General features: G+C 65.6%; 22 protein-coding genes. 1 reads left to right on the top strand and 21 read right to left on the bottom strand.

Annotated elements, in window-relative coordinates; genetic code table 11:
* Window positions 1–18: 18 nt before the first annotated feature.
* The 17 genes from AC5Y3P_RS04185 to AC5Y3P_RS04105 all read right to left on the bottom strand — a co-directional run bounded on the left by AC5Y3P_RS04185 (window position 19) and on the right by AC5Y3P_RS04105 (window position 15987).
* Entirely contained in the window at window positions 19–864 is an 846-nt protein-coding gene (locus tag AC5Y3P_RS04185; RefSeq protein WP_316510461.1) for a hypothetical protein, read from the bottom strand.
* Complete coding sequence (locus tag AC5Y3P_RS04180) at window positions 861–1616, bottom strand: DUF6390 family protein (RefSeq protein ID WP_126334624.1); 756 nt, start codon at window positions 1614–1616, stop codon at window positions 861–863. Before AC5Y3P_RS04180 ends, AC5Y3P_RS04185 begins: the two co-directional genes overlap by 4 nt.
* On the bottom strand, window positions 1613–2758 hold the full coding sequence (gene hypD, locus AC5Y3P_RS04175) for a hydrogenase formation protein HypD (RefSeq protein ID WP_126334625.1): 1146 nt from the start codon (window positions 2756–2758) through the stop codon (window positions 1613–1615). Before hypD ends, AC5Y3P_RS04180 begins: the two co-directional genes overlap by 4 nt.
* An 11-nt stretch (window positions 2759–2769) precedes the next feature.
* Window positions 2770–3042 carry a HypC/HybG/HupF family hydrogenase formation chaperone gene (locus AC5Y3P_RS04170; RefSeq protein ID WP_126334626.1) on the bottom strand — a complete coding sequence of 91 codons (273 nt, stop codon included), beginning with the start codon at window positions 3040–3042 and terminating at the stop codon, window positions 2770–2772.
* Between the two features lie 65 nt (window positions 3043–3107).
* A complete protein-coding gene (gene hypE / locus AC5Y3P_RS04165; protein ID WP_500044632.1) occupies window positions 3108–4220 on the bottom strand; it encodes a hydrogenase expression/formation protein HypE in 1113 nt (370 codons plus the stop codon).
* Entirely contained in the window at window positions 4217–4897 is a 681-nt protein-coding gene (locus AC5Y3P_RS04160) for a D-sedoheptulose-7-phosphate isomerase (RefSeq protein ID WP_126334628.1), read from the bottom strand. The genes hypE and AC5Y3P_RS04160 overlap by 4 nt, the downstream gene beginning before the upstream one ends.
* Window positions 4894–5616, bottom strand: coding sequence for a HypC/HybG/HupF family hydrogenase formation chaperone (locus AC5Y3P_RS04155; protein WP_500044631.1), 723 nt, complete (start codon window positions 5614–5616; stop codon window positions 4894–4896). Before AC5Y3P_RS04155 ends, AC5Y3P_RS04160 begins: the two co-directional genes overlap by 4 nt.
* Window positions 5616–5861 (bottom strand): HypC/HybG/HupF family hydrogenase formation chaperone, encoded by a 246-nt coding sequence (locus tag AC5Y3P_RS04150; protein ID WP_126334629.1) that lies wholly within the window; start codon window positions 5859–5861, stop codon window positions 5616–5618. The genes AC5Y3P_RS04155 and AC5Y3P_RS04150 overlap by 1 nt, the downstream gene beginning before the upstream one ends.
* A 4-nt stretch (window positions 5862–5865) precedes the next feature.
* Window positions 5866–8223 (bottom strand): carbamoyltransferase HypF, encoded by a 2358-nt coding sequence (gene hypF, locus AC5Y3P_RS04145; RefSeq protein WP_500044630.1) that lies wholly within the window; start codon window positions 8221–8223, stop codon window positions 5866–5868.
* 11 nt (window positions 8224–8234) lie between these two features.
* Window positions 8235–9425 carry an NHL repeat-containing protein gene (locus tag AC5Y3P_RS04140; RefSeq protein ID WP_126334631.1) on the bottom strand — a complete coding sequence of 397 codons (1191 nt, stop codon included), beginning with the start codon at window positions 9423–9425 and terminating at the stop codon, window positions 8235–8237.
* Window positions 9422–10297, bottom strand: a complete 876-nt coding sequence (locus AC5Y3P_RS04135) for a NifU family protein (protein ID WP_500044629.1) — start codon at window positions 10295–10297, stop codon at window positions 9422–9424. The genes AC5Y3P_RS04140 and AC5Y3P_RS04135 overlap by 4 nt, the downstream gene beginning before the upstream one ends.
* Window positions 10294–11562 carry a hypothetical protein gene (locus AC5Y3P_RS04130; RefSeq protein WP_500044628.1) on the bottom strand — a complete coding sequence of 423 codons (1269 nt, stop codon included), beginning with the start codon at window positions 11560–11562 and terminating at the stop codon, window positions 10294–10296. The genes AC5Y3P_RS04135 and AC5Y3P_RS04130 overlap by 4 nt, the downstream gene beginning before the upstream one ends.
* Entirely contained in the window at window positions 11562–11834 is a 273-nt protein-coding gene (locus AC5Y3P_RS04125; RefSeq protein ID WP_316510466.1) for a hypothetical protein, read from the bottom strand. The genes AC5Y3P_RS04130 and AC5Y3P_RS04125 overlap by 1 nt, the downstream gene beginning before the upstream one ends.
* A 5-nt stretch (window positions 11835–11839) precedes the next feature.
* Entirely contained in the window at window positions 11840–12733 is an 894-nt protein-coding gene (locus AC5Y3P_RS04120; RefSeq protein WP_126336906.1) for a hydrogenase maturation protease, read from the bottom strand.
* Window positions 12681–14288, bottom strand: a complete 1608-nt coding sequence (locus AC5Y3P_RS04115; RefSeq protein WP_126334635.1) for a nickel-dependent hydrogenase large subunit — start codon at window positions 14286–14288, stop codon at window positions 12681–12683. The genes AC5Y3P_RS04120 and AC5Y3P_RS04115 overlap by 53 nt, the downstream gene beginning before the upstream one ends.
* Before the next feature lie 75 nt (window positions 14289–14363).
* Complete coding sequence (locus AC5Y3P_RS04110) at window positions 14364–15335, bottom strand: NADH-quinone oxidoreductase subunit B family protein (RefSeq protein ID WP_126336907.1); 972 nt, start codon at window positions 15333–15335, stop codon at window positions 14364–14366.
* Window positions 15336–15435: 100 nt separating this feature from the next.
* The gene (locus AC5Y3P_RS04105) at window positions 15436–15987 is read right to left on the bottom strand and encodes a DUF1641 domain-containing protein (protein ID WP_500044627.1); all 552 of its coding nucleotides are present in this window, start codon (window positions 15985–15987) and stop codon (window positions 15436–15438) included.
* 263 nt (window positions 15988–16250) lie between these two features.
* Between AC5Y3P_RS04105 and AC5Y3P_RS04100 the strand changes: the two genes are divergently transcribed.
* Window positions 16251–17312: an AraC family transcriptional regulator gene (locus AC5Y3P_RS04100; RefSeq protein ID WP_500044626.1), complete on the top strand. Its 1062-nt coding sequence runs from the start codon at window positions 16251–16253 to the stop codon at window positions 17310–17312.
* 4 nt (window positions 17313–17316) lie between these two features.
* Here the strand turns inward: AC5Y3P_RS04100 and AC5Y3P_RS04095 are convergent, their stop codons facing one another.
* The 4 genes from AC5Y3P_RS04095 to AC5Y3P_RS04080 are packed head-to-tail and all read right to left on the bottom strand — an operon-like array spanning window position 17317 to window position 21125.
* Window positions 17317–18219 (bottom strand): LysR family transcriptional regulator, encoded by a 903-nt coding sequence (locus AC5Y3P_RS04095; RefSeq protein WP_500044625.1) that lies wholly within the window; start codon window positions 18217–18219, stop codon window positions 17317–17319.
* Window positions 18216–19247, bottom strand: coding sequence for a CbbX protein (gene cbbX, locus AC5Y3P_RS04090; RefSeq protein WP_500044624.1), 1032 nt, complete (start codon window positions 19245–19247; stop codon window positions 18216–18218). Before cbbX ends, AC5Y3P_RS04095 begins: the two co-directional genes overlap by 4 nt.
* A gap of 3 nt (window positions 19248–19250) precedes the next feature.
* Window positions 19251–19676, bottom strand: coding sequence for a ribulose bisphosphate carboxylase small subunit (locus AC5Y3P_RS04085; RefSeq protein ID WP_316510472.1), 426 nt, complete (start codon window positions 19674–19676; stop codon window positions 19251–19253).
* An 18-nt stretch (window positions 19677–19694) separates the two neighbouring features.
* Entirely contained in the window at window positions 19695–21125 is a 1431-nt protein-coding gene (locus AC5Y3P_RS04080) for a form I ribulose bisphosphate carboxylase large subunit (RefSeq protein ID WP_316510473.1), read from the bottom strand.
* Between the last annotated feature and the right edge of the window lie 141 nt (window positions 21126–21266).

Here is a 21266-nt window from a genome sequence, read left to right as displayed (position 1 = left end):
TGAAAGTCCGGGGTATGGCTAGCGGTACACCGATCCAAGCCCGACCAGGCCCGGATCAAATGTTGCGCGGGCCGAAACCGACGCCGCCGCCGCGGCAACCACCACGCCGGCGTCGGTTTCATGCCCTTTGGGAAAGACAATCTCGGCACTGTCCGGCCCGTCCCGGTGCGCCATCAGCCAGTCATACAGCAGCCAGTCGATCGCACAGCTGACCGCCAACGGATCGGCGTCGGGCATCCCGGCAGAGTCGATCACCGCGTTGAGGGCATCCAGATGCTCTTTGCGTGCGGACTCCTTCTCCACCCCGGAGCTGTCGAACATCAACATCGACAGAGTGAGTGGAAGCCGTTGCCCTGATTCAGTTCTGACTATCCACCGGCCACCCATCCAGGGGCGATCGGGGTCGACTTGGCACATCTGTCCGTAGCCGCCGACCACACCGATCGAGGGTTCGTCGAGTTCACCGTCGAACGGCACCGGCCCCAGCAGATCCAGCGGACCGCGGGCCCGAATCGAGAAGAGGGCCGCGGTCCCGATGATCTTGCCGGCCCGCAGATCTGCTATCTGCCCGCGACGCTGCAGCGCGGCGGCGAATTCGAAACACAACCGGTCCAGGGTGCGATGCAGATCCAGCAGTGCAGCGCGCTCTTGGGCGTCGGCCGGGCGCCGCCCCCCACCCAGGATCTCAGCGAAGCGTTCGGCGGCAATGATGAGTGCATCGTCGAGCGCCGCCAGGTGTGTGGCGATCAACCGGTCGGGCTCGTCATCGGTCTCCACCAACGCCTGCAACGAAGTTGGCCCACCGGTCACGGTGGTCCAGTAGAACCCGATCTGCTCGTCGTCCTGGACGATTCGGGGTCTCATCCGGCGACCACCGCAAGCCGGCGGTTGGTGACCGAGAGCTGTCGGTCCGTACTGTCGTCGAGATCGCGCACGTGGGTTGCGTCCAGTCGGCCGCACACTCGGCCCCAGTGCACCGCCACCGATTCTCCCGGTTGCACATCGGGTACCGCGCTGTACCCCTCGATGCGCACCTCAACGGTTTGCGTTGTCGGCACGGACAATTGCAGTGACGTGCCATCCCATTCCAGCCGCTGACAACGCACCTCCGCGTGATCACCGTGCCGGGCCAGCACCGTGGCGGGGGTGATTCGGCAACTATCGAGCACGTGCAACGGGTGTTCGTCCATGCCGCGGCCCAGGAATCGGGTCCACGGATACACCCCGAATACGTGGAAGCAGTGATTTCCGGCGGCCTCGCCGGCCAACTCGTCGTCGAGGTGCGACCAGTAATGACCGGCCTGTGGACCGATGACGGCCAGCAGCGCCGCGTAGAACTCATCGGCATCGAGTGCCGCGCCGACACCGCCGCCCAGCCAGTACGACTCCACCAGCCGGTAGTCCAGCGGATCGGAAATCCCGGTCAGAGCCGACAGCACCCGAAGATAGGGCCATGCGCCGGAGAACCGCCGGGCGGCGGTCCGGATGCGTTCGACCGAGCCGCCGGTCAACGCGTCGAGGTCCGGCGGCCCGCAATAGCCAAGCTGGTTGGGCGCATAGGCGTAACGGGCGAACATCTCCGGTCCCCGAATGTCGACGTCGCCCACCGATGTCATCCCTGGCTGGCCGACCCGACCAGTTGCGCGGCATCCCGATGCATACGACCAAAGTTGTAGTAGGCCGCGCACGCCCCCTCCGGGGACACCATGCAGGTGCCGATTGGCGTCTCGGGCGTGCAAGCGGTGCCGAATACCTTGCACTCCCACGGCTTGAGCACACCCTTGAGCACCTCACCGCATTGACATGCCTTCGGGTCCGCGACCCGGACGCCGGGCATGTCGTAGCGCAGTTCGGCGTCGTAATCGGCGAAGTCGTCGTTGACCTTGAGCGCGCTCTGCGAGATGAAGCCGAGTCCACGCCACTCGAAGTGCGGCCGCAATGCGAACACCCGTCCCATCAGGGCCAGTGCCGCGGGATTACCTTCGGGGTGCACGATGCGGGAATACTGGTTCTCCACCTCGCATCGGCCCTCGCGGATCTGCCGCAACAGCATCGCCACCGACGCCAGGATGTCCAGCGGCTCGAATCCGGCGACCACCAACGGTTTCCCGTAGACATCGGGAACAAACCGGTACGGCCGGTTGCCGACCACGGTCGACACATGCCCGGGGCCAAGGAACCCCGACAGCCGCAGATCGGGCGACTCCAGGATCGCCTTGATCGGCGGGACGATGGTGACGTGGTTGCAGAACACGCTGAAGTTGGTCACGCCGAGTTCGCGCGCCCTGACCAGGGTTACGGCGGTGGAAGGCACCGTGGTCTCGAACCCGATCGCAAAGAACACCACTTGCTTGTCGGGGTTGTCCACCGCGATCTTCAGCGCGTCCAGCGGGGAGTACACGAATCGAACATCCGCGCCGCGGGCCTTGGCATCGAGGAGGCTGCCGTTGGAGCCGGGCACCCGCATCATGTCGCCGAAGCAGGTGAAGATCACGTCGGGCTGACCGGCCAGCCACATCGCATCGTCGATTCGGCCCATCGGGATGACGCATACCGGGCAACCCGGTCCGTGCACCAACTCCACGGTCGACGGCAACAAATGCTCAATGCCATGTCGGTAAATGGTGTGGGTATGCCCCCCACAGACTTCCATGAACTTGAAGGGTTCGCCGTCGTTGCCGCCGTCCGCAAGCACCTCGATGGCGCCCAGGAGTTTGCGCGCCGCTGCCGGATCACGAAATTCATCGATGAATCGCATGATGTTTCCTTTCAGATGATCGACGACGAGTCGAATGCTTCGAGTTCGGTGTCATAGGCATCGCCGAGTTTCTTGACCGCGGCCAGCGTGAGCAAGGCCTCGCGCTCATCGATCTTCGCCATCGCGAATCCGACGTGGACCAACACCCAATCGTCGGGTTCGGGCATGTCCTTCTCGAGCAGGCGCACACTGATGGTGCGCTTCACACCGCTCACGTCGACCTTCGCCATGAAGTTCGCGGGATCGGTGATCTCGACGATTCGGCCTGGAATTCCGAGACACATGAGCGTCGCCTCCCTTCCTCTCTACGCACCGGCGGGCTGCGCCGGGGTGTGCTCGCAGGGCTGTCTCAACAAATTCGGGGTAATGGATCTCCTACCAGCATGTCGACGATCCGGGTACCCCCAAACGGGGTACGCAGTACCACGGTTGCCGCGGGCTGTTCGGTCACCTCGCCGACCTCGGCGGCCTCTGCGCCCAGCGGATGCGCATGCAGGGCAGCCAGCGCGGCCCCGGCCTCGTCAGGCGCCACCACCGCGAGAAACTTGCCCTCGTTGGCCACGTACAGCGGGTCGATGCCCAACATTTCGCACGCCCCGGCCACCATCGGTTGCACCACCAGGCGCTCCTCATCGAGCACGATGCCGACGTTGGCCGACCGGGCCAATTCGTTACACACCGTGCCGACGCCACCACGGGTCGGGTCGCGCAGCCACCTGGTCGCTGGCGCCGCCGCGAGTAGCACCTCGACCAACTCGCTGACCGCGGCGGTATCGGAGTGGATGTCGGCCTCGAGCTCGAGGTCACCGCGCGCGAGCATCACCGCCATACCGTGATCGCCGATCGATCCCGACAGCAGCACCTTGTCGCCGGGGCGAACCGACGCCGCAGAGAGCTCGCGGCCGACCGGAATGGCGCCAACCCCGGCCGTGGTGATGAACAGTCCGTCCGCGGCGCCCTTGGGCACCACTTTGGTGTCACCCGTGACGATCGCGACGCCGGCCCCGGCGGCCGCGTCCGCCATATCCGCCACGATCTCCTTGAGTTCATCGATCGGGAAGCCCTCTTCGAGCACGAAGGCGGCGCTGATCCAGGATGGGATGGCGCCTGTCATCGCGAGGTCATTGACCGTGCCATGGATCGCAAGGTGTCCGATGGAACCACCCGGAAACCGTAAGGGCTGCACCACAAATGAATCGGTGGACAGCGCCAACCGCTCACCACTCGGCAGTGCGACGACGGCACCGTCACCCAGCGATTCCAGCTGTGGGTTGCGAAACGCCTCCACGAACACCGCGTCCACCAGGGCGGCCGACGCCTTGCCACCCGCGCCGTGCGCCAACGTGACAATATCGTCGCGTAGCCGGGGCCTGCGCCGCCGGAACGCCTCGATACGTTCGATGACCTCACCTTCGGCAAAGCCGGGTCCAGCGTCCAAATAGTCGCCCACGGATCTGTTCATGCGACCACCGCCCCCTTCTCGTGTACCGACGACCACAGTTGATAGCCGAGCAGCGCCTGGGCCTCCTGGATACGGTGCACACTTTGCGATCTAACGATGAAGCAGGTGTCCACATCCGGGCTGGTGGCAAAAGCGCCGCCGTCGTATCCGGCGAACCCGATGGTGTACATGCCCCGACGTTTGGCTTCCCGCAACGCCACCGTCAGATCCGCCGAGCTGCCACTGGTCGACAAGGCGACGGCGATATCGCCCGCCTTGGCCCGGGCGATCAGCTGACGGGCGAACACCAACTCGAATCCGACGTCGTTGCCCAGCGCCGTCAGAATCGCCTGATCGGCGGTCAGGCACCAGGCCGGCAGTGGATCCCCGACCGGCGGCCTGGCGAACAGCGCAGCCAGCGTCGCGGAATCCGTTGAGCTACCGCCGTTGCCGAAGGTGAACAGCCGTCCCCCGGCCGCGAAGCGCCGCGCCAACTCCGCGCCCGCCGATTCCACGAGCTCGCCGCTCGCCGCCAGCGTGGATCGCCGCAAGGCGGTACTTTCGGCGGCCTTGGCCTGTGCCGATTGGGCAAGATCTACCAGCAGGGCCTGCGGGTCGTGTTCCTCGGAATCGATGAACGGATAGAGGAAGTTGGTGGCTTCCTCGGGCGTCTTGGCACCGGAATCCTGTGCGGTCATGACGAACTCACCTCTTCCTCGACCCGGCTGATTGCCATACCGGCATGCACCAGCAGCAGATCCCCCGCGTCGACGGGCCCCACCAACGAGGTCTCGATCGACTCCGAGCCCTCGGCTGTGCGGACCCGGGCCGAATGCTCACTGGACGCGGCAACCACTTCGGCGAGCCGCCCCTCGTCGCTGCACACCACACAGGTTTCCCCGGCACAGTCGTCGATATTGAGCAGACCCGGGTGCTCGAAGCAGACGTGGGTCAGCTCCCACAGCACGTGATACAGCAGTACGAAGCCGCCGGTCGCGGGTATCCGCGGGTCCGGATCGTCGAGCCACAGCACGTGATCGGCGGCGCCGGCAGCCGGGCGCACCCCGTTGCCAATCCAGATCGCGGTGGCACCCCAGGCCGAGGCGCGGCGCATGATCGACCGCACGTCGGCGTCGGCGGAGTCGGCCACCGCGATCACGATGTCACCCGGACGCACCGAAACCCGGACCACGTCAATCAAATCTGGACCGGTCAGTGCGACGGCGGGCAGCGCCCGCTTACCGACGATCACCGGATGCACGAACTCGACGGCGATGTGCTGCGCATGCGGCTGCCAGGCCGGCGATACACACCACATGGTGCCACCCGCGGAGAACCTTCTGGCCAGAGTCAACGCGGCAGCGGCAAGATCTGCCGCCAGATCGGCATCCACGGCATTCTCGACCACCGTGTCCATCACGACACCTCCTCACCGAAGACGCCGTATTCGGTCATCGTCGCGATGGTGACTCTCGCGGTGTCCTCATCGATCTTGGTCAGTGCAAAGCCGGCATGCAGGATGGTGTAGTCACCAACCTGCAGATCGGGAAGGTAGGCCAGACACGCCAGCTTCTCCTCCCCGGGAAAAGCCACCCGTGCCATCCGTGCCCCGGTGGCCTCGTCCCAGATTTCGGTGATCCGGCCGGGAATCCCCAAACACATTCGATCAGCCCTCCTCGATCATGGCCTGCTGCTCATCGCGAGCGGTGAGCACCGAGACCGCCGCCTGCCCCAGCGCCAGCCCGCCGTCGTTGGGCGGGACGGTCCGGTGTACCAGTACTTCGAACCCCGACCCTTCCAACAGACTCCGGCAAGCGCGCAGCAGCAACACATTCTGGAACACTCCGCCAGTAAGTCCGACCAGCTGTCCTGAAACACTGACCTGGGCAACAATATCCGCGACAGCGACAGCGACGGCTCGGTGGAACGCGGCTGCCAGTTCGGCCGTACCGGCCCCAGCGCGCAACTGCGCCACGATATCCCGGATCAGCGGGGCCGGATCGAGAATACCGTCGGCGGTCACCGGCAGTGCCAACGTCGGCACGGCGCCTGAAGCCGAAGCCGGTGCCGCAGTTTCCGCCAGATACTCGAGTTCGATCGCGGCCTGCCCCTCGTACTCGATCGTGTGCCGCACGCCGAGCAATGATGCGACGGCGTCGAACAGCCGCCCCATGCTGGTGCAGGACACGCATCCCACTCCGCTGCCGAACTGCGAGTTCAGCAGACGTAGTTCGGAGCTGGACAGCGCGCGCACCGACGCCAGGTCCGGAGTCCACTCGATCCCGGCCGACCACAGGTGCGACAACGCCATCCGGCACGGGTTGCGCACCGCCGCGTCCCCGCCGGGCATCGGTACCGCGGCCAGATGACCGACCCGAGTGAAACGCCGGCTGTCGGTGCCCAGCGCCAGAATCTCGCCACCCCATACCGCGCCATCGGTGCCAAACCCGGTGCCGTCGAAGGCAACTCCGACAATCGGCTCGCCCAGCCGCCCATGCTCGGCCAACAACGACACGACATGGGCGTGGTGATGCTGCACCAGATCCAGGGGCCGCGCCCCGGCATTACGTTCGGCCCAGCCGCGAGTCAGGTAGCTCGGGTGCAGGTCGGCGGCCAGCCGAGTCGGCGACCGACGCATGGTGGACATCTGACCGACCGAGTGCTCGAACGCGCGCAGCGTCTCCAATGTGCCCATATCGCCGATATGCGCCGAACAATAGGCGCGCCGGCCGTCGGTCAGGCAGAAGGTGTTCTTCAGTTCCCCGCCCACGGCGAGCACGGCCGGCCCGTCGCGGCCGAGATCTACCGGCAGCGGGGCAAAGCCCCGGGACCGGCGGATCGGCAGTTCGCGCCCATCGACCACCCGAACCACCGAGTCGTCGCACGGCACATGGATCGGCCGGTCGTGGTCGAGCACCGCGTCGGACAGCTCCGGAAGTCGTTGTGCCGCATCTTGGGCGGAGTAGCAAATCGGCTCGTCGGAGCGGTTCGCGCTGGTCAGGACGATCGCCTCGAGAACCCGGTGCGCTGTCCCCGGGGCGGGTGCCAGCAGCAGATGGTGCACCGGCGTGTAGGGCAGCAGCACGCCGATCCACGGGTTACCCGGCGCCACCGCATCCGCTATGGGCGCATCCCGGCGGCGGCGCAACAGCACGATCGGTCGCTGCCGACTGGACAGAATTGCGGCCTCATGGTCGTCGATCTCCGCGTATCGTCGCGCAACGTCGAGATCTCGCACCAGGATGGCGAAAGGTTTGCCTCCACGGGCCTTCCGGCGGCGCAACGCAGTCACCGCTGCGTCGTCTCCGGCGGCGCAGCTCACGTGGTAGCCGCCGATCCCTTTGATTGCGACAATTCTACTCTCGGCGAGCGCCCGCTGCGCCGCCGTTACGGCCGCATCCGAGCCGTCCGTACGGTTGGGGCCGTCCTGGAACCACAGCGTCGGACCACAGTCCGGACAGGCGACCGGTTGCGCATGGAACCGCCGGTCGGTGACATCGTGGTACTCGGCGTCGCATCGTGCGCACATGCGGAACCCGGCCATCGTGGTGGCCGGGCGATCGTACGGTAGCTCCCGGATGATGGTGAACCGCGGACCGCAGTCCGTACAGGTGATGAACGGATGCCGGTACCGACGATCGGCCGGCTCGAACAGCTCCCGGACACAGGCGTCACACGTCGCGATATCCGGTGGAATCGCGGTCAGGGCGCCGGCCGCGGACTGGCTGGCGACGATGTAGAAGCAGCCGGACCCGTCACCGTCCTGCGCCGACAACTCGGCCGCGGACAGTTCGCTGATCGTGGCCAGCGGCGGGGCGTCGGCAACGAGGCGCTGCGCGAACTCGTCGACCGCGGCCACCGGACCCTGCACCTCGATGAATACCGCGGCCGAATCGTTGCCGACAAATCCGGTCAGGCCCAGCCCGGTGGCCACCCGATGCACGAACGGGCGAAACCCGACACCCTGCACCACACCGACGACGGTGAAACGGCGCCGGCAGATCCGGGCAGACGGCCCCGACACGATGGAGGTCCTCACGTCCGCCGCCAGACGGTGACGCGATTGTTTCCGGAGTCCGCGATGGCCAACCGGTCCCCCCGCAGCGACATGCCGTACGGCCAGCACAGCGTGTCACGCTGCACCGAGGTCCAGCGATTCTCGCCATTGGAGGCGAAGTCCGGCTGCGCCAGCACATGATCGGCAGCTCGCCCATCGCGGGGCACACCGTCCCACAACAGTATTCGGTTGTTCGCCGTATCGGCGACGGCGAAGCATTCGTCGCCGGCGCCGCTGTCCAGACAAACCGCGTACGGGAAACGGAACCGATCACCAGTGTGCGGGCCGTAGGGCCATTCCGCGGCCGAGGCGAAATCGGGTTGCCCGATGAGGAGGTCCGCGGGTTTGTCGGATTCGGGGTGCGGGGTCCAGCCCAGCACCCGGTGATTGCCCGCATCGGCGATCAACAGCAGGTCATCTCGCCCGGCAATGGCGTGTGGCCAGCGGAAGCTGGCCGGCCCGGCCACGCCGCCGCGGTTCTCCTGGCGATCCGCGGCACTCGGTTGACCGAGAATGACATCGGCGGGTTGCCCCGGTTCGGGAACGCCGCGGCGCCACCCCAGCACCCGACGGTTACCGGTGTCGGCGACCCAGAACGACCCGCCGACGATCGCGATGCCAAACGGCCAGTACATCGACGACGCCGAGCACTCACCATCGGCGTTGGGCTGCACCGCGGATGAATCCGGCTGTCCCAGAATGTGATCCGGTGCGACGTCACTACGGTGTGGAACCTCATCCCATACCAGGATCCGGTGGTGCCACGCATCGGCGACGATCAATCGTCCGTCGTGCACCAATACGCCGGTCGGCAGGTGCATCCCCCGTTCGGGACCGCGCCCTCCCGCCGCCGGGCCCTCGGTCGATCCATCCGGTTGTCCCAGCACAACATCCGCCGGCTGCTCATCGGTGACCGGGATGCCCTGCCATACCAGGACGCGATGGTTGCCCGAGTCCGCGACCACCAGGTGGTCGGCCCCGAGGAACACACCGCGCGGCGAATACATCCAGGCCATGCTCGGGCTGGCCGGCGGCAGCGCAAGCCCGCCGGGTGCGGGCGCTCCCAGCCACACCTCGGCGGACCAGCCGCCGGCCAGTGTGCGGTCTACTACCTCCGCCGGTCGCGTCCGCAATCCGGTGATGTTGTGTCGGACGACCAGCCGACTCATTCCCGCACCCGGATCCAGACGGTTCCGTTGTCGATCCGCAGCGGCAACGGCTCGAGTTGCGCCTCGGGGGCACTCAGGCACTCCCCCGACGATGCGTCGTAGCAGAATCCATGCCACGGGCAGGTCAACGTTCCGTTGTTGACGTCCACGAGTGCGTTGTCCAACGGCAACCCTTCGTGCGCGCATTCGTTGCGGTAGGCCGAAAGTCGCCGTCCCAGGCTGACGATGACGACCTCGGCCTGTTCACCGGACTCGGCCACCAGGCTGCGGCCTATCAGGCCGCCGTCGGGCACATCGGTCACCGGACCCGCATCGGCCCAACCCTCGAGCGACGGGTTCGGCCCGATCCGTAGTGATTCGAGCGGAATCAGCGTGGGCGAGGGCTCATTGGGCAACACCTCGACCCCGGATACCGCCGGGACGCCCTCGACGAGCGCCTGCTCGACCAGGTTGCGCAGGGTTACCGACGACATCGAGCAGCCGTTGCAGGCACCCTCCAGTCGGACGAACGCGGTACCGTTTTCGATGCGCACCAACGTGACGTCACCGCCATGGCTTTGTAATTGTGGCCGCACCGCGACCAACACCCGATTCGCGTGCGTGACAGGGTCGGGGCGGACGATCTCGTGCAGCGATAGCAGCAGGTGCACCACCGGGTCATCGACCAGGTCGAAGAGCACGGCCCGCGCGGCATCGTCGGCGCGCATCCGTCGGACCATGGTCACCAGGCCCGCGCGGTGTACGGCCTCGAGGGCTGCCTTGAGTTCCTCGGCGACGGCACGCGCCGCGGGGTCGAGGTCGGCCAGCGCCGTGATCGCGTCGTCGACGCGTTTGGCCAGCTCCTCCAGAGTGGGTTCGAGGATCGTGGTCATCGTTCGGCCACTCCGTCGGCCTCGGCCGCGGTCCGCAACAACGCGACCTGGCGGGCCACCTCGTCGAGCACTCCGCGCACCGTCCGCACCGATTCGTGGTCCTGCTGCTCTTCGAACAGAAACCGCGCCTCGTAGAGCTTGGCCTTGGCCTGATCGAACGCACCGAGGTGCGCCAGCGCGTTGCCCTGATTGGTGAGCACCCGTGCGCGGCCCAGCGGGTCGCTGTCCCGATCACGCGCGGCCAGCACCGCCTCGTACAGTTCCACGGCCTCCACCAGGTTGTCGGCCTGATGTTTCGACGGCGTGTACACCAGCGAGTTCGCCAGATTGAGCTGAACGCTGGCCCACTGCTCCGGATAGTCCTGGGGCGTATAGACCTTGAGCGCCGAACGCAACGAGTTCGCGGCGACGCCGAGACGCAATTGATCCGAGGCCTCCACCATCGGCATGGTCAGATAGGCGGTGGCCAGGTTGGCATGTGCGGACGCCCATACCAGCGGGGCCTCGTCGCGCAACACCAACTGCAGAGCCGAGTGGTAGTGCGGTATCGCCTGGGCCAGCAGGCCCGGATTCTGCACTGCCCGGTGATGAAACAGTCCGGCCAAACTCAGATGTATTTCGGCGCGGCCGATGCGCAGGCCATCCGCCCCGTCCAGCAACCGCAACGCCCGCTCCAGGCGAGCCTGTGCGACCGTGTCGGCGGTGTCGGCGCCGATCGCACCCGCGGATCCGATCAGCACACCCGCCAGGCGTGGCGAGTCCGCAGTCACGGCCTGCGCCGCGCGTTCCAGCACATTGGCCGCGCCGTCCGAATCACCCTGCGTCAAAAGATGACTGGCCTGCGCGGCCAGCACAACCGCGGTCAGCTCACCGTCGGTCCCCTCGTCCCGAGGCGGGTCATCGATGCGACCCAGCGTGAACAGCACCACATCCACCAGCACACCGAAGCGCCCAAGGTCACCGCGAAGCTGGTCGGTGTCAACACCTTCGGGATCCAGTACGAATCGGTTGTAGCGGGTGACGGGATCGTCGTCGACCAGCAGCGCAACGGCCTGATCGACCTCACCGCGGTGCGCCAGTTCGTGCGCCCGCAACGAATCCGGCCAGGTCGCGGGCTCGTGGCCATCGAGCAATGCGGTGCGCGCCTCGTCGGCTCCCGGGCCGTTGGGAATGAGGAGGTAGCCCAGCGGCAGCGGGAACGTGCCGATGGGCTGCGGTCGGGGCAGCGTGGTGACCAACTCGGTGAAATCGGGGGCAGTGGTCATCAGCTCGAACCATTCAGTGGGCCACAGATATTACGTTCGGCGGTACGCCGAATGAGGTCGGCGGAGATCTCGGCGAGTCGTCGACTGGGATGGACACTGATCCGGTGCCGGACCACCCCGTCGGCGAACACCACCACGATGTCGACGGCCCACCGACGATGTTCCTCGACAATCACGGCGTCGACGCTGAGGGCATCGTCGGTCGAACGCTTCGACCGGGCCTCGGCGCGGGGGCGTTCCGGGGAATCTTCATCCGGCGATTGCCCTACCATCAGGATCACCTTCGCGACTCCGGCGGCACCCCGAGCGCAATACACAGTGCTTTCTGCTGGTCATCCCAGGATGCCGATCGCGGTCCCGCCACCGAACGGCCCTGCAGAACCTCGCGGACCAGAACCGACCGGTCACCCTTCGGGTTGCGCTGTTTGAGCAGCAGGCCACCGCTGCGTGGTCCTCGCAGCGGGATCAACCAGAGATCGTCGCCGCGCAGCACCGCGGCAACCGCGTCGGACGGGAAGCGACTGGCGGCCAACGCCGAGTCCAGACGCAGATCGCCGTCGGCGCTGAACTCGACGCTGACGTCATCGGCACCCGGAGGTCGCAGCGGCGCAAAGTAATCGGCCTCGATGCGTTCGATCACGGCATCCATTCCGGCCTGTACGGGTTCGGAGAGATCGGCACCGAAGTCGACGCACTGGGCCTCGATCAGGAAGACCGTGATGTCGGTCGGACAATCGTCGCCCAGCGCCCAGCGCGCGAATGCGATGGCGTGGTCCCATCGGAACGAGTGCGTGTGCAACCCCTGTAGTGGTGGCAGCTCGGCCAGTTCGGCACCGGGCACCTGGAAAACGGTGCCCGGTGCAGCGCCGGTGGCCGCCGCATCGACGATGACGACCTGGCCGGCACCGCGCATCTGGAACGCCACGTCCATGCCGGCGGTACCGCCGTCTACGAGACGCGCGCCTTCGGGAGCACCCCGCTCCCATAAGTGACGCACCAGAACGGGACCCACCCCGTCGTCACCTCGCAGCAGGTTCCCGCATCCGACGACGAGCACCGCGCACCCGGGGGCTTCGATGTCGACATGGCTCTGGCTTGACGGTGAATTCAAGGGCAGATCACACCATTCCGTTGATAACGAACTTGGACAGCTCCTTACCGGTCTTCCCATCGTAGGCGTGTACGGTGCACACCAGGCAGGAATCGAAACTTCTTGCCACATGGCCGAGTTCGACAGGGTCTTCGGGATCGACGATGGGCGATCCGACCAGCGCTCGCTCGATTGGCCCGAGGACCTGATCACCGTCACGCGGACCGATGTTCCACGCCGTGGGCGTGATCACCTGGTAGTTCTTGATCTTGCTGTCCTCGATGACAATCCAGTCGCAGAGAGCACCGCGTGCGGCCTCGGTGGCGCCGAACCCCATACCCTCGGCATGCTCGACCGGCTTGGTGTAGAAGCTCTCCCGCAGATCCAGCTGATCGAGCCACTCGCGGGTCCACTTGTAGTACTTGGGGGCCTCGTGCATACGTGCCAACTGACGCACCATCACGCTGGGGCCGATCTTGTTGTACATATCGACGAACAGCGGATCGTAGTCCTGATGCGCCGCGGCGTTGGGTGCGCCCGCGGCCATCCGCCGCGCCAGCGGCCCGGCCTCCAGCGGGATGTTCCCGTGCTCGCCCACCGCATAGCGGGGTGACTTCGCCCAGCTGTACTTGCCGTCCTTGCGGCCCTGTTCCGGATCGATCGGGATGGTCTCCCCCTCGAACGGATGCAGTGGCCGGTCACCGGCATAGAACGAGTGCGTGACGTCCTCGGTGACCTTGGCCTGATCGAACTCGTGCCAGTCACCGTTGACGTACACGCCGGAGCGGCCGATCAACGCATCGTTGCGGCCCTCGATGGTCGGGTTCTCGTAGCGGGATGGTTCGAAGTACGTGCCGGTGGCGATGTAGTTGCCAACGCCGGCGCCGTACTTGTCCAGACCCACGTCCAGGCAGTAGCGGATGAAGAACCCGCAGTCACTGTTGTACTGCGCCTCGTTCTCGTCGACCCAGGCCAGCACGTCTTCCCAGGTCTTGTTCTCCAGCCACCGGTCGATGGTGCAGCCCAGCCATTGCCCCTCGAGCCAGTTGTTGTTCCAGTGTTCGAGGATCGCGATGGACCGGGTGACATCCGACAGGGTCGGGGCACACATCACACCCCCGGGCACCATGAAGCTCGAATGCGGCCACTGGCCACCGTAGATCGCGTACACCTCGACGGGTTTGGCCGACAGCACCACGCCCTTCTGGTAGCTGGTGCCGACATAGGGGGCGAACCTGCGGACGGCCTCGGCGTACAGGCTGGACTTCGCATAGTTCTTGTTGGTGAGGTCGATCGCGAACAGCGCGTAGAAGTACCGCGGAATCGACTGCAACGTCTCACAGGCCTGGCAGATGTTGCGGACCAGCGTGGCGTTGGGCGGCATATGCGTCCGCCACGCGGTGTCCAGCGCGTAGGCGGATTTGTACAGGTGGCTGCCACCGCAGATGCCGCAGATGCGCGGACACACGATCAGGCCGGCCTGGGGATCCTTACCCTGCAGGATGATCTCGAAGCCACGGAACATCGCGGCTTCGGTCCACGCGGAGGTAACCACCCCGGAATCGACGGTGACGCGCACGTCGAGATCGCCCTCCACACGTCCCAGCGGGCTGACCCAAAGATCGAGTTCGGTCATTTGTTCACAGGTCCTTTCGATTGACCACGTTGGCTATGTCGGGTGTGGGCGACGTCGGGAGTGCGCGGCGCGCCGCTACACCACGAACATGTCTTCCTTGGACCACTGCGGCGCAGCGATCCGCGCGGCCGCCGCATGCGCCATGTAGGTGAGGTGGTCGGAACCTTCGGGCACTTCCTTGGGGATCATCCCGCTGACCTTCTGCGTCTTGAACACCGTGCCGGGCGCCAGGTCGAAGTGCGGGAACTCCGGTTCGGTACAGCCCAGGCACGGCATGCCCGCCCTGGTCTTGGAGGACTGCCGATTCCACAGAATGCGGTTGCACGGTGAATGGGTCATCGGCCCGCGGCAGCCGAATTCGTAGAAGAGGCAACCGGTTCGGGTGCCCTCGCCGAACGACAAGGTGGACTGCTTGTACTCGAAGAACTGCACGCGCGTGCATCCGGTCTGTGTGAATGTCTTGAAAAATGTTTCCGGACGGTGCAATTCATCCAGCGCGATGTCACTGGCGCGGCCGGTGGCCAACGCCACGATGATCTGGGTGATCCAGTCCGGGTGCGCGGGACAGCCCGGAATGTTGATGACCGGCAGCCCCATCTTCGAGCGGAAGTCAGGGCCCAGGAAGCCGCCCTTGTTCCGCTTGTGGAACTGCAGTCCGGTGGACGCCGAAGGGTTGGGTTCCATCGCCGGGATACCGCCGAAGCAGGCGCAGTCACCGAGGGCCACCACCACCTGTGCCGCCCCGGCAAGGTCGGTGACCCAATCCTTCATGGCTCGATCGGCGAACATATCCATCCGCCCGGTCCCATCGGGTGCCTCGATGACGGTGCCCTCGAATACGAAGATGTCGAGTGGACGCTCACCGCGGGCGCAGTCCCAGAACACTTTCTGGGCATTCTGGCCGAGTTCCAACCCCAACGAAGGATGCCACAGCAACTCGAGTCCAAAGTCGACGATCAAATCGACGACATTGGGTTCCTCGGCGTTGAGAAAGGACATGGTGTTACCACTGCACGCGCCACCTTGGAACCACAAAACGGATGCCATGATTCTCCTCTCGGAATGCGACCGGGAATCGGCCACATTTCCTGTTGGGCTGAACAGAAACTGTGTCGGCTATTTGGTTACGGTTATCAGTCTGATTGATTCAGTCATGTGGGAGCTGTCGGCCGAATGCGCGGGCCACCTGAACGAGAAATCCCAAACCCCGGGAAATGTCCTTGTCTTTGGACACCCGCCAGAGCCCGAACAGCCCTTTGGGCCCACCCGGGTCGGCCTCAGCCGCGGCCTTCCCCTGGACCAGGGCGGTACCCATCCCGGCGAGCACCTCGGCAGCCTGCGGATCCATCAGCGGGGACTGCAGAATCTTGTTCATCGCCGGCATCGCGGCCACCAGGGCCGCGGCCAGTGAACTCACACTGTCCGCCAAACCCTGCCGGTCCACCGATTTCAGCTCGTCGAACCCGCTGAACCGAGCACTGAGGCTCCCGACCGGGCCGCGCAGTTCATCGACCGCCGACGACAACGACGCGCTGATCTCATCACCGCGGCGGACGAATCCGTCGAGTCCGTCGACCAGGACAGCCAACAGATCGGCATGATCGAGCAGCCTGTTCAACGATTCCGCAACTCTCGGATCCGCCAACCGCTCGCGGAGTTGCTGCTCCGGCGACACCGCAACAATCTGACCGTTTGCCACCACGTGGCCTCCTAAGTCCTGTACGGGCGGGCTGGCCCGTGGGCTGGACGACACTTGGATGAGGGATGTGGTTCCGATCACAATTTAACGAGCCGACGGGCGCTTGCCTATCATTTTCACGCAATACCTGTCAAAATTACGCAAAGTTGAACGCGTTGACGCGCGCCCATCCCCTCCGAGGCTTGCATGATCGGCACCGACACTTTAACGAAATCCTCATCATCGCGGCAGTTGAGCCGCACATTCTGGGTGAGGCGGCGGCCTTGTCCCGGCTGACCCGAATCGGGTTCATCGACGATCGGCGCACCAGCAACCCGGTGCGCCGGAAGGTGCGCTCCCGCGGCGTGCCGCCGGCCCTTGCCGACAAGGAGATCTTCTATACCGAGAGCACCGCCGAGGCCACCCGACTCGTCGGCAAAGCCCTCGCTCCGTTGTCGCTGAACGTGGCCTACGACGCCGCGGCAGAGTTTGCTGCGGTGCTGCACGGCGTGCGCCTGCGCAATGTCAGCATGCTGTACCTCGACCTGCACACGCCGGCCCGCATCGACGTTCCCGCCCTTGGCGAATACTTCGCCGTGCACATGCCGATGAACGGTCGCGCACTGGTGGAATACCGGGACACCGCCTTCGAAGCCAACACCCTACGGGCGCTGGTGACCAGCCCTGGAGCGCCGCTACGAATGGGACTCGACTACGACTCCCCACAATTGCTGATCCGCATCGAACAGCAGCCGATGATCGCCCACCTGACCCGGCTGCTGGGCCGCAGCTTGACCAAGCCGCTCGAGTTCGAGCCCGAATTCGATCTGGCCACCGAGGCTGCCATGCGCTGGCACACCGCGGTCCAATTGATCCACTCCGAGGTGTTCCATCCGGGTTCGCTGATCCAGCGTGGTCAGGGCATCGGAGCGATCGAGGAGCTGGTGATGAGCACGCTGCTGCAGCTGCAGCCATCGACGTATCACCGCGAACTGCTGAAACCCGCGCAGCCGGATCAATCCCGTACCGTCGTACGGGACGCGATGAACTACATCGACGACCACCTGGCCGAGCGCGTCACGATGGACGCCGTCGCCAAGAGCGTGCACATGAGTGTGCGGTCGATCCAGCAGGGTTTTCGAGACGAGCTGGGCATGTCACCGATGGCCTATCTGCGCAGCCGGCGCCTCGACCGGGTGCACGAGGAACTCATCGACGCGGTGCCGTCGGACGGGGTCACCGTCACCGCGGTCGCCGAACGCTGGGGCTTTCACCACCTCGGCAGTTTCGCCATCGAGTACCGGAAGCGCTGGGGCGAGACACCGTCGGAGACGCTGCGGCGGTGACGGGTCAGGACGCCTGCTGCACCGACTTCGCCGGCCGCCAGCCAAGCCCGGGATTGGCCGTCAGGTGGTCGATCAACAGCTCGGTCGACATGGTCGGCGACAACTGACTGACGACGTGCCAGGGCCGGCTGATCGGCGTGCCATGCACGGCGATCTCGACCAGATCGCCGCCGTCGAGTTCGCGCAGCACCGCCTGCCGGGACACCAGCGTGACGCCCAGCCCGGCCACCGCGGCCGCGACCACCGCGCCGTGCGAACCCAACACGAGATGCGGCGGCGTCACCTCCAGATCCTCGAGCAGCGCCATCAGGGTGGACCGGGTACCCGACCCGGTCTCGCGCAACAGCCAGGTTGCGGTGGCCGGGTCGATCCCCTTGGCGAGCGCCGGGGCGCCGACGACGACCAGGGTGTTCGGGCTCACGGCCCGCATTCGCACCTTCCGGCGCAGATCCTCGGGCGGGCGGCCGGCGACTACCAGATCGACTTCGTGTCGCGCCAGCATGGGCCAGACCAGGCTGCGGGAAGCGACCTCGAGGTGCAGTACGACTCCGGGATACCTGGTCCGGAAGGAAGCCAGCGCTGCCGGGATGAGCAGCTCGCCGGCCGACGTGACGGCCGCCAACCGCACCGATCCGTGCTCCGGATCCGCTTCGCCGCGGGCGGCCAGGATCGCCTCGTCGTGCAGGCCGAGAATCCGGCGCGCGTACTCGACGTACCGCTCCCCAGCCGGGGTGAGCCGCACCCCACGGCCGTGCCGGTCCACCAGGGCTATCCCGATGTCGTTGCTCAGCGCGCGCAGCGCCGACGAGATCGAGGATTCGGTCACCACCAGGCGCTCCGCGGCACCGCGAACCGAGCCGGTTTCGGCGAGCTCGACCAGCGCACGCAGCCGCGCGTTGGTGGTCATCGGCGCCCTCCTGCCACGGTGTCGACGGGATCGGTACCGAACACCCGGCTCGCCAGAATATCGGCCGGCTCGATGGTGGAAAGCCCGGCCAAACCGACATCGCCCCCGGTTGCGAGCAGACGTCGGGCGTGCCGAAGCCGGGCCCGCTCCAGTGCATTGCGCACGCTGCGCGCATTCGCAAACCAGGGTTGGTCGATCCGCAACTCGAGATACCGGCGTAAGACCTCGCGGGCCTCATCGGAGAACCGATAGCCCAACTCGTCGGTCATCAACAGCGCGATGTCCTCCAGCTCGCCGACGGCGTAGTCGGGGAAGGTGATGTGGTGGGCGATCCGGCTCTGCATTCCGGGATTGGCCGAGAAGAACTGATCCATCTTGTCCGCATAGCCAGCCAGAATCACCACCAGGTCAGCACGATGGTTCTCCATCACCTGAAGCAGAATCTCGATCGATTCCGACCCGTAGTCGCGGTCATTCTCCACCTTGTGCAAGTAGTAGGCCTCGTCGATGAACAGCACGCCACCCATCGCACGCTTGATGACTTCCTTGGTCTTCGGAGCGGTATGCCCGACGTACTCCCCGACCAGATCATCGCGAGTCACGCTGACCAAGTGGCCACGCCGCAGATACCCCAGCCGGTGCAGCAGATCGGCCATCCGCAGCGCCACGGTGGTCTTGCCCGTCCCGGGGTTCCCGGTGAAGCACATGTGCAGCGTTGGCTGGGGCGCATTGACCCCGAAGCGGGCCCGCATCCGGTCGACGAGCAGCAGCGCGGCGATTTCGGCGATCCGGGTTTTCACCGGCTCCAATCCCACCAGTTCGCGATCGAGTCCGGCCAGTACGTCATCGACGCCCGAATCCTTCCGTGCGGCGGCAATGTCGACGACCGCGCCCGGGGGCAGCAGGTCCTCCGCGGGCACGTCCGGTTCCCCGTCCAGCTGCGGACCGGGGGCCGGACGTGGCCGGTACCCGAATGAGCTGCGCGGGTTCTCGGCGGATTGCGGCTTATTTGGTGTCTGCAATGTCATCGGTCAGTCCGATCGGTACCGGTCCCCCTCGGGACGTTCGGTGGCATACGAATGCGTGGTGTACCCGATCTGGCGGTTGGCCCGCTCGGCGCGGTCGAGCCGGAAGCCGGGCTCCTCGGCGGGCCGGTTGACGATGAACGACAGCGCCGTCGTCTGTCGGCCCAGGCTCGCGTCATACGCGTTCAGCCGGATGTAGCTGTTCGGGTTCGCCGATCGACACGCGTTGACCTCCAGCAGCACGCCGGCCGGATCCTTGAGGTCGAACATCGGCAGACCCCACATCTCCCAGTAGGTGTTGCGTGGATGGGGGTCGTCGGTGAACTCGACCGACAGCGGCCACTCATTGGACAGTGCGTATTTGATCTGTGCGGTGATCTCCTCATCGGTGAAATCGGGCAGGTACGAGAAGGTGCCCTGGGTGATTCGCATGTGTGAGCTCCTTTCGTGTCAGACGGTCGTCGGCGTCGCGACGGCGTCGGGGGTGTCGGTGGATTCGTAGTTGAAGGTGATATCGCCCCAGGTGGCCAGCGCGGTGTCCAGCGCGCGGTTCTTGGCCGCGGCCTTCTTGAGGATGTCTGGGCCTTCCTTGTAGTAGTCCCGGCCCTCGTTGCGGGCCTTGATCATGGCTTCCAGCGCGACCCGGTTGGCCTCGGCACCCGCGGCGATACCCATCGGGTGTCCGATGGTGCCGCCGCCGAACTGCAGGATCACGTCCTCACCCAGGTAGTGGATCAGCTGATGCATCTGGCCGGCGTGGATCCCACCGGAAGCGACCGGCATGACGCCGGGGATCGATGCCCATTCCTGGTCGAAGTACAGACCCTTGACCGGATCGGCCTGGATGCTGTCCAGACGCAATGTGTCGTAGAAGCCGGCCGTGGTGTTCGGGTCACCCTCGAGCTTGCCAACGACGGTGCCCGCGTGGATATGGTCGACACCGGCCAGCCGCATCCATTTGGAGATCACCCGGAAGCTCACACCGTGTGACTTCTGCCGGGTGTAGGTGCCGTGCCCGGCACGGTGCAGATGTAGCAGCACGCTGTTGTCGCGAGCCCATTTGGCCATCGATTGGATGGCGGTATAGCCGATGGTCAGATCGATCATCACCACCACGGAACCCAGTTCGGCGGCGAAATCCGCCCGCTCGTACATCTCTTCCATGGTTCCCGCGGTGATGTTGAGGTAGTGCCCCTTGATCTCACCGGTGGCCGCCTGGGCACGGTTGACCGCTTCCATGCAGAACAGGAACCGGTCGCGCCACCGCATGAACGGCTGCGAGTTGATGTTCTCGTCGTCCTTGGTGAAGTCCAGGCCGCCGCGCAGGGCCTCGTACACCACGCGGCCATAGTTGCGCGCCGACAGGCCCAGCTTGGGTTTGGTGGTCGCGCCCAGCAGCGGTCGGCCGAACTTGCCCAGATACTCGCGCTCCATGACGATGCCGTGCGCGGGCCCCTGAAACGTCTTGACGTAATGCGTGGGAATCCGCATATCCTCCAGTCGCAGCGCCTTGAGCGGCTTGAACCCGAACACGTTGCCGATGATCGAACTGGTGAGGTTGGCGATCGACCCCTCCTCGAACAGGTCGATGTCATAGGCGATCAGCGCGATCCACTGCCCGGGGGCATTGGGCACCGCCTCGACGCTGTAGCACTTCGCCTGGTAGTGCTCGAAGGTGGTGAGCCGGTCGGTCCACACCACGGTCCATGTCGCGGTACTGGATTCACCGGCGACGGCCGCACCGGCTTCCTCGGGCGGCACACCGTCCTGGGGGGTAATCCGGAAGGCACACAGCACATCTGACTCCTTCGGGACGTAATCCGGCTGCCAGTAGCCCATCTCTGCGTAGGGAATGACTCCCGCGTTCCATCTATCTGCCATGCGAACGATCGTGGCAGCCAATATTAAACCTGTCTATCGATAGAAATGGGTTGAAACTGAAGTAAATACTTAACTATTAAACCACCCCCGGGCATTCCTCCGATCGGGTGAGGTCGGCGTGTTTCGACGGACCTACGTTGT

The organism is Mycobacterium sp. NGS45 (assembly GCF_059812645.1).
This window is presented reverse-complemented; position numbering and strand designations above follow the sequence as displayed.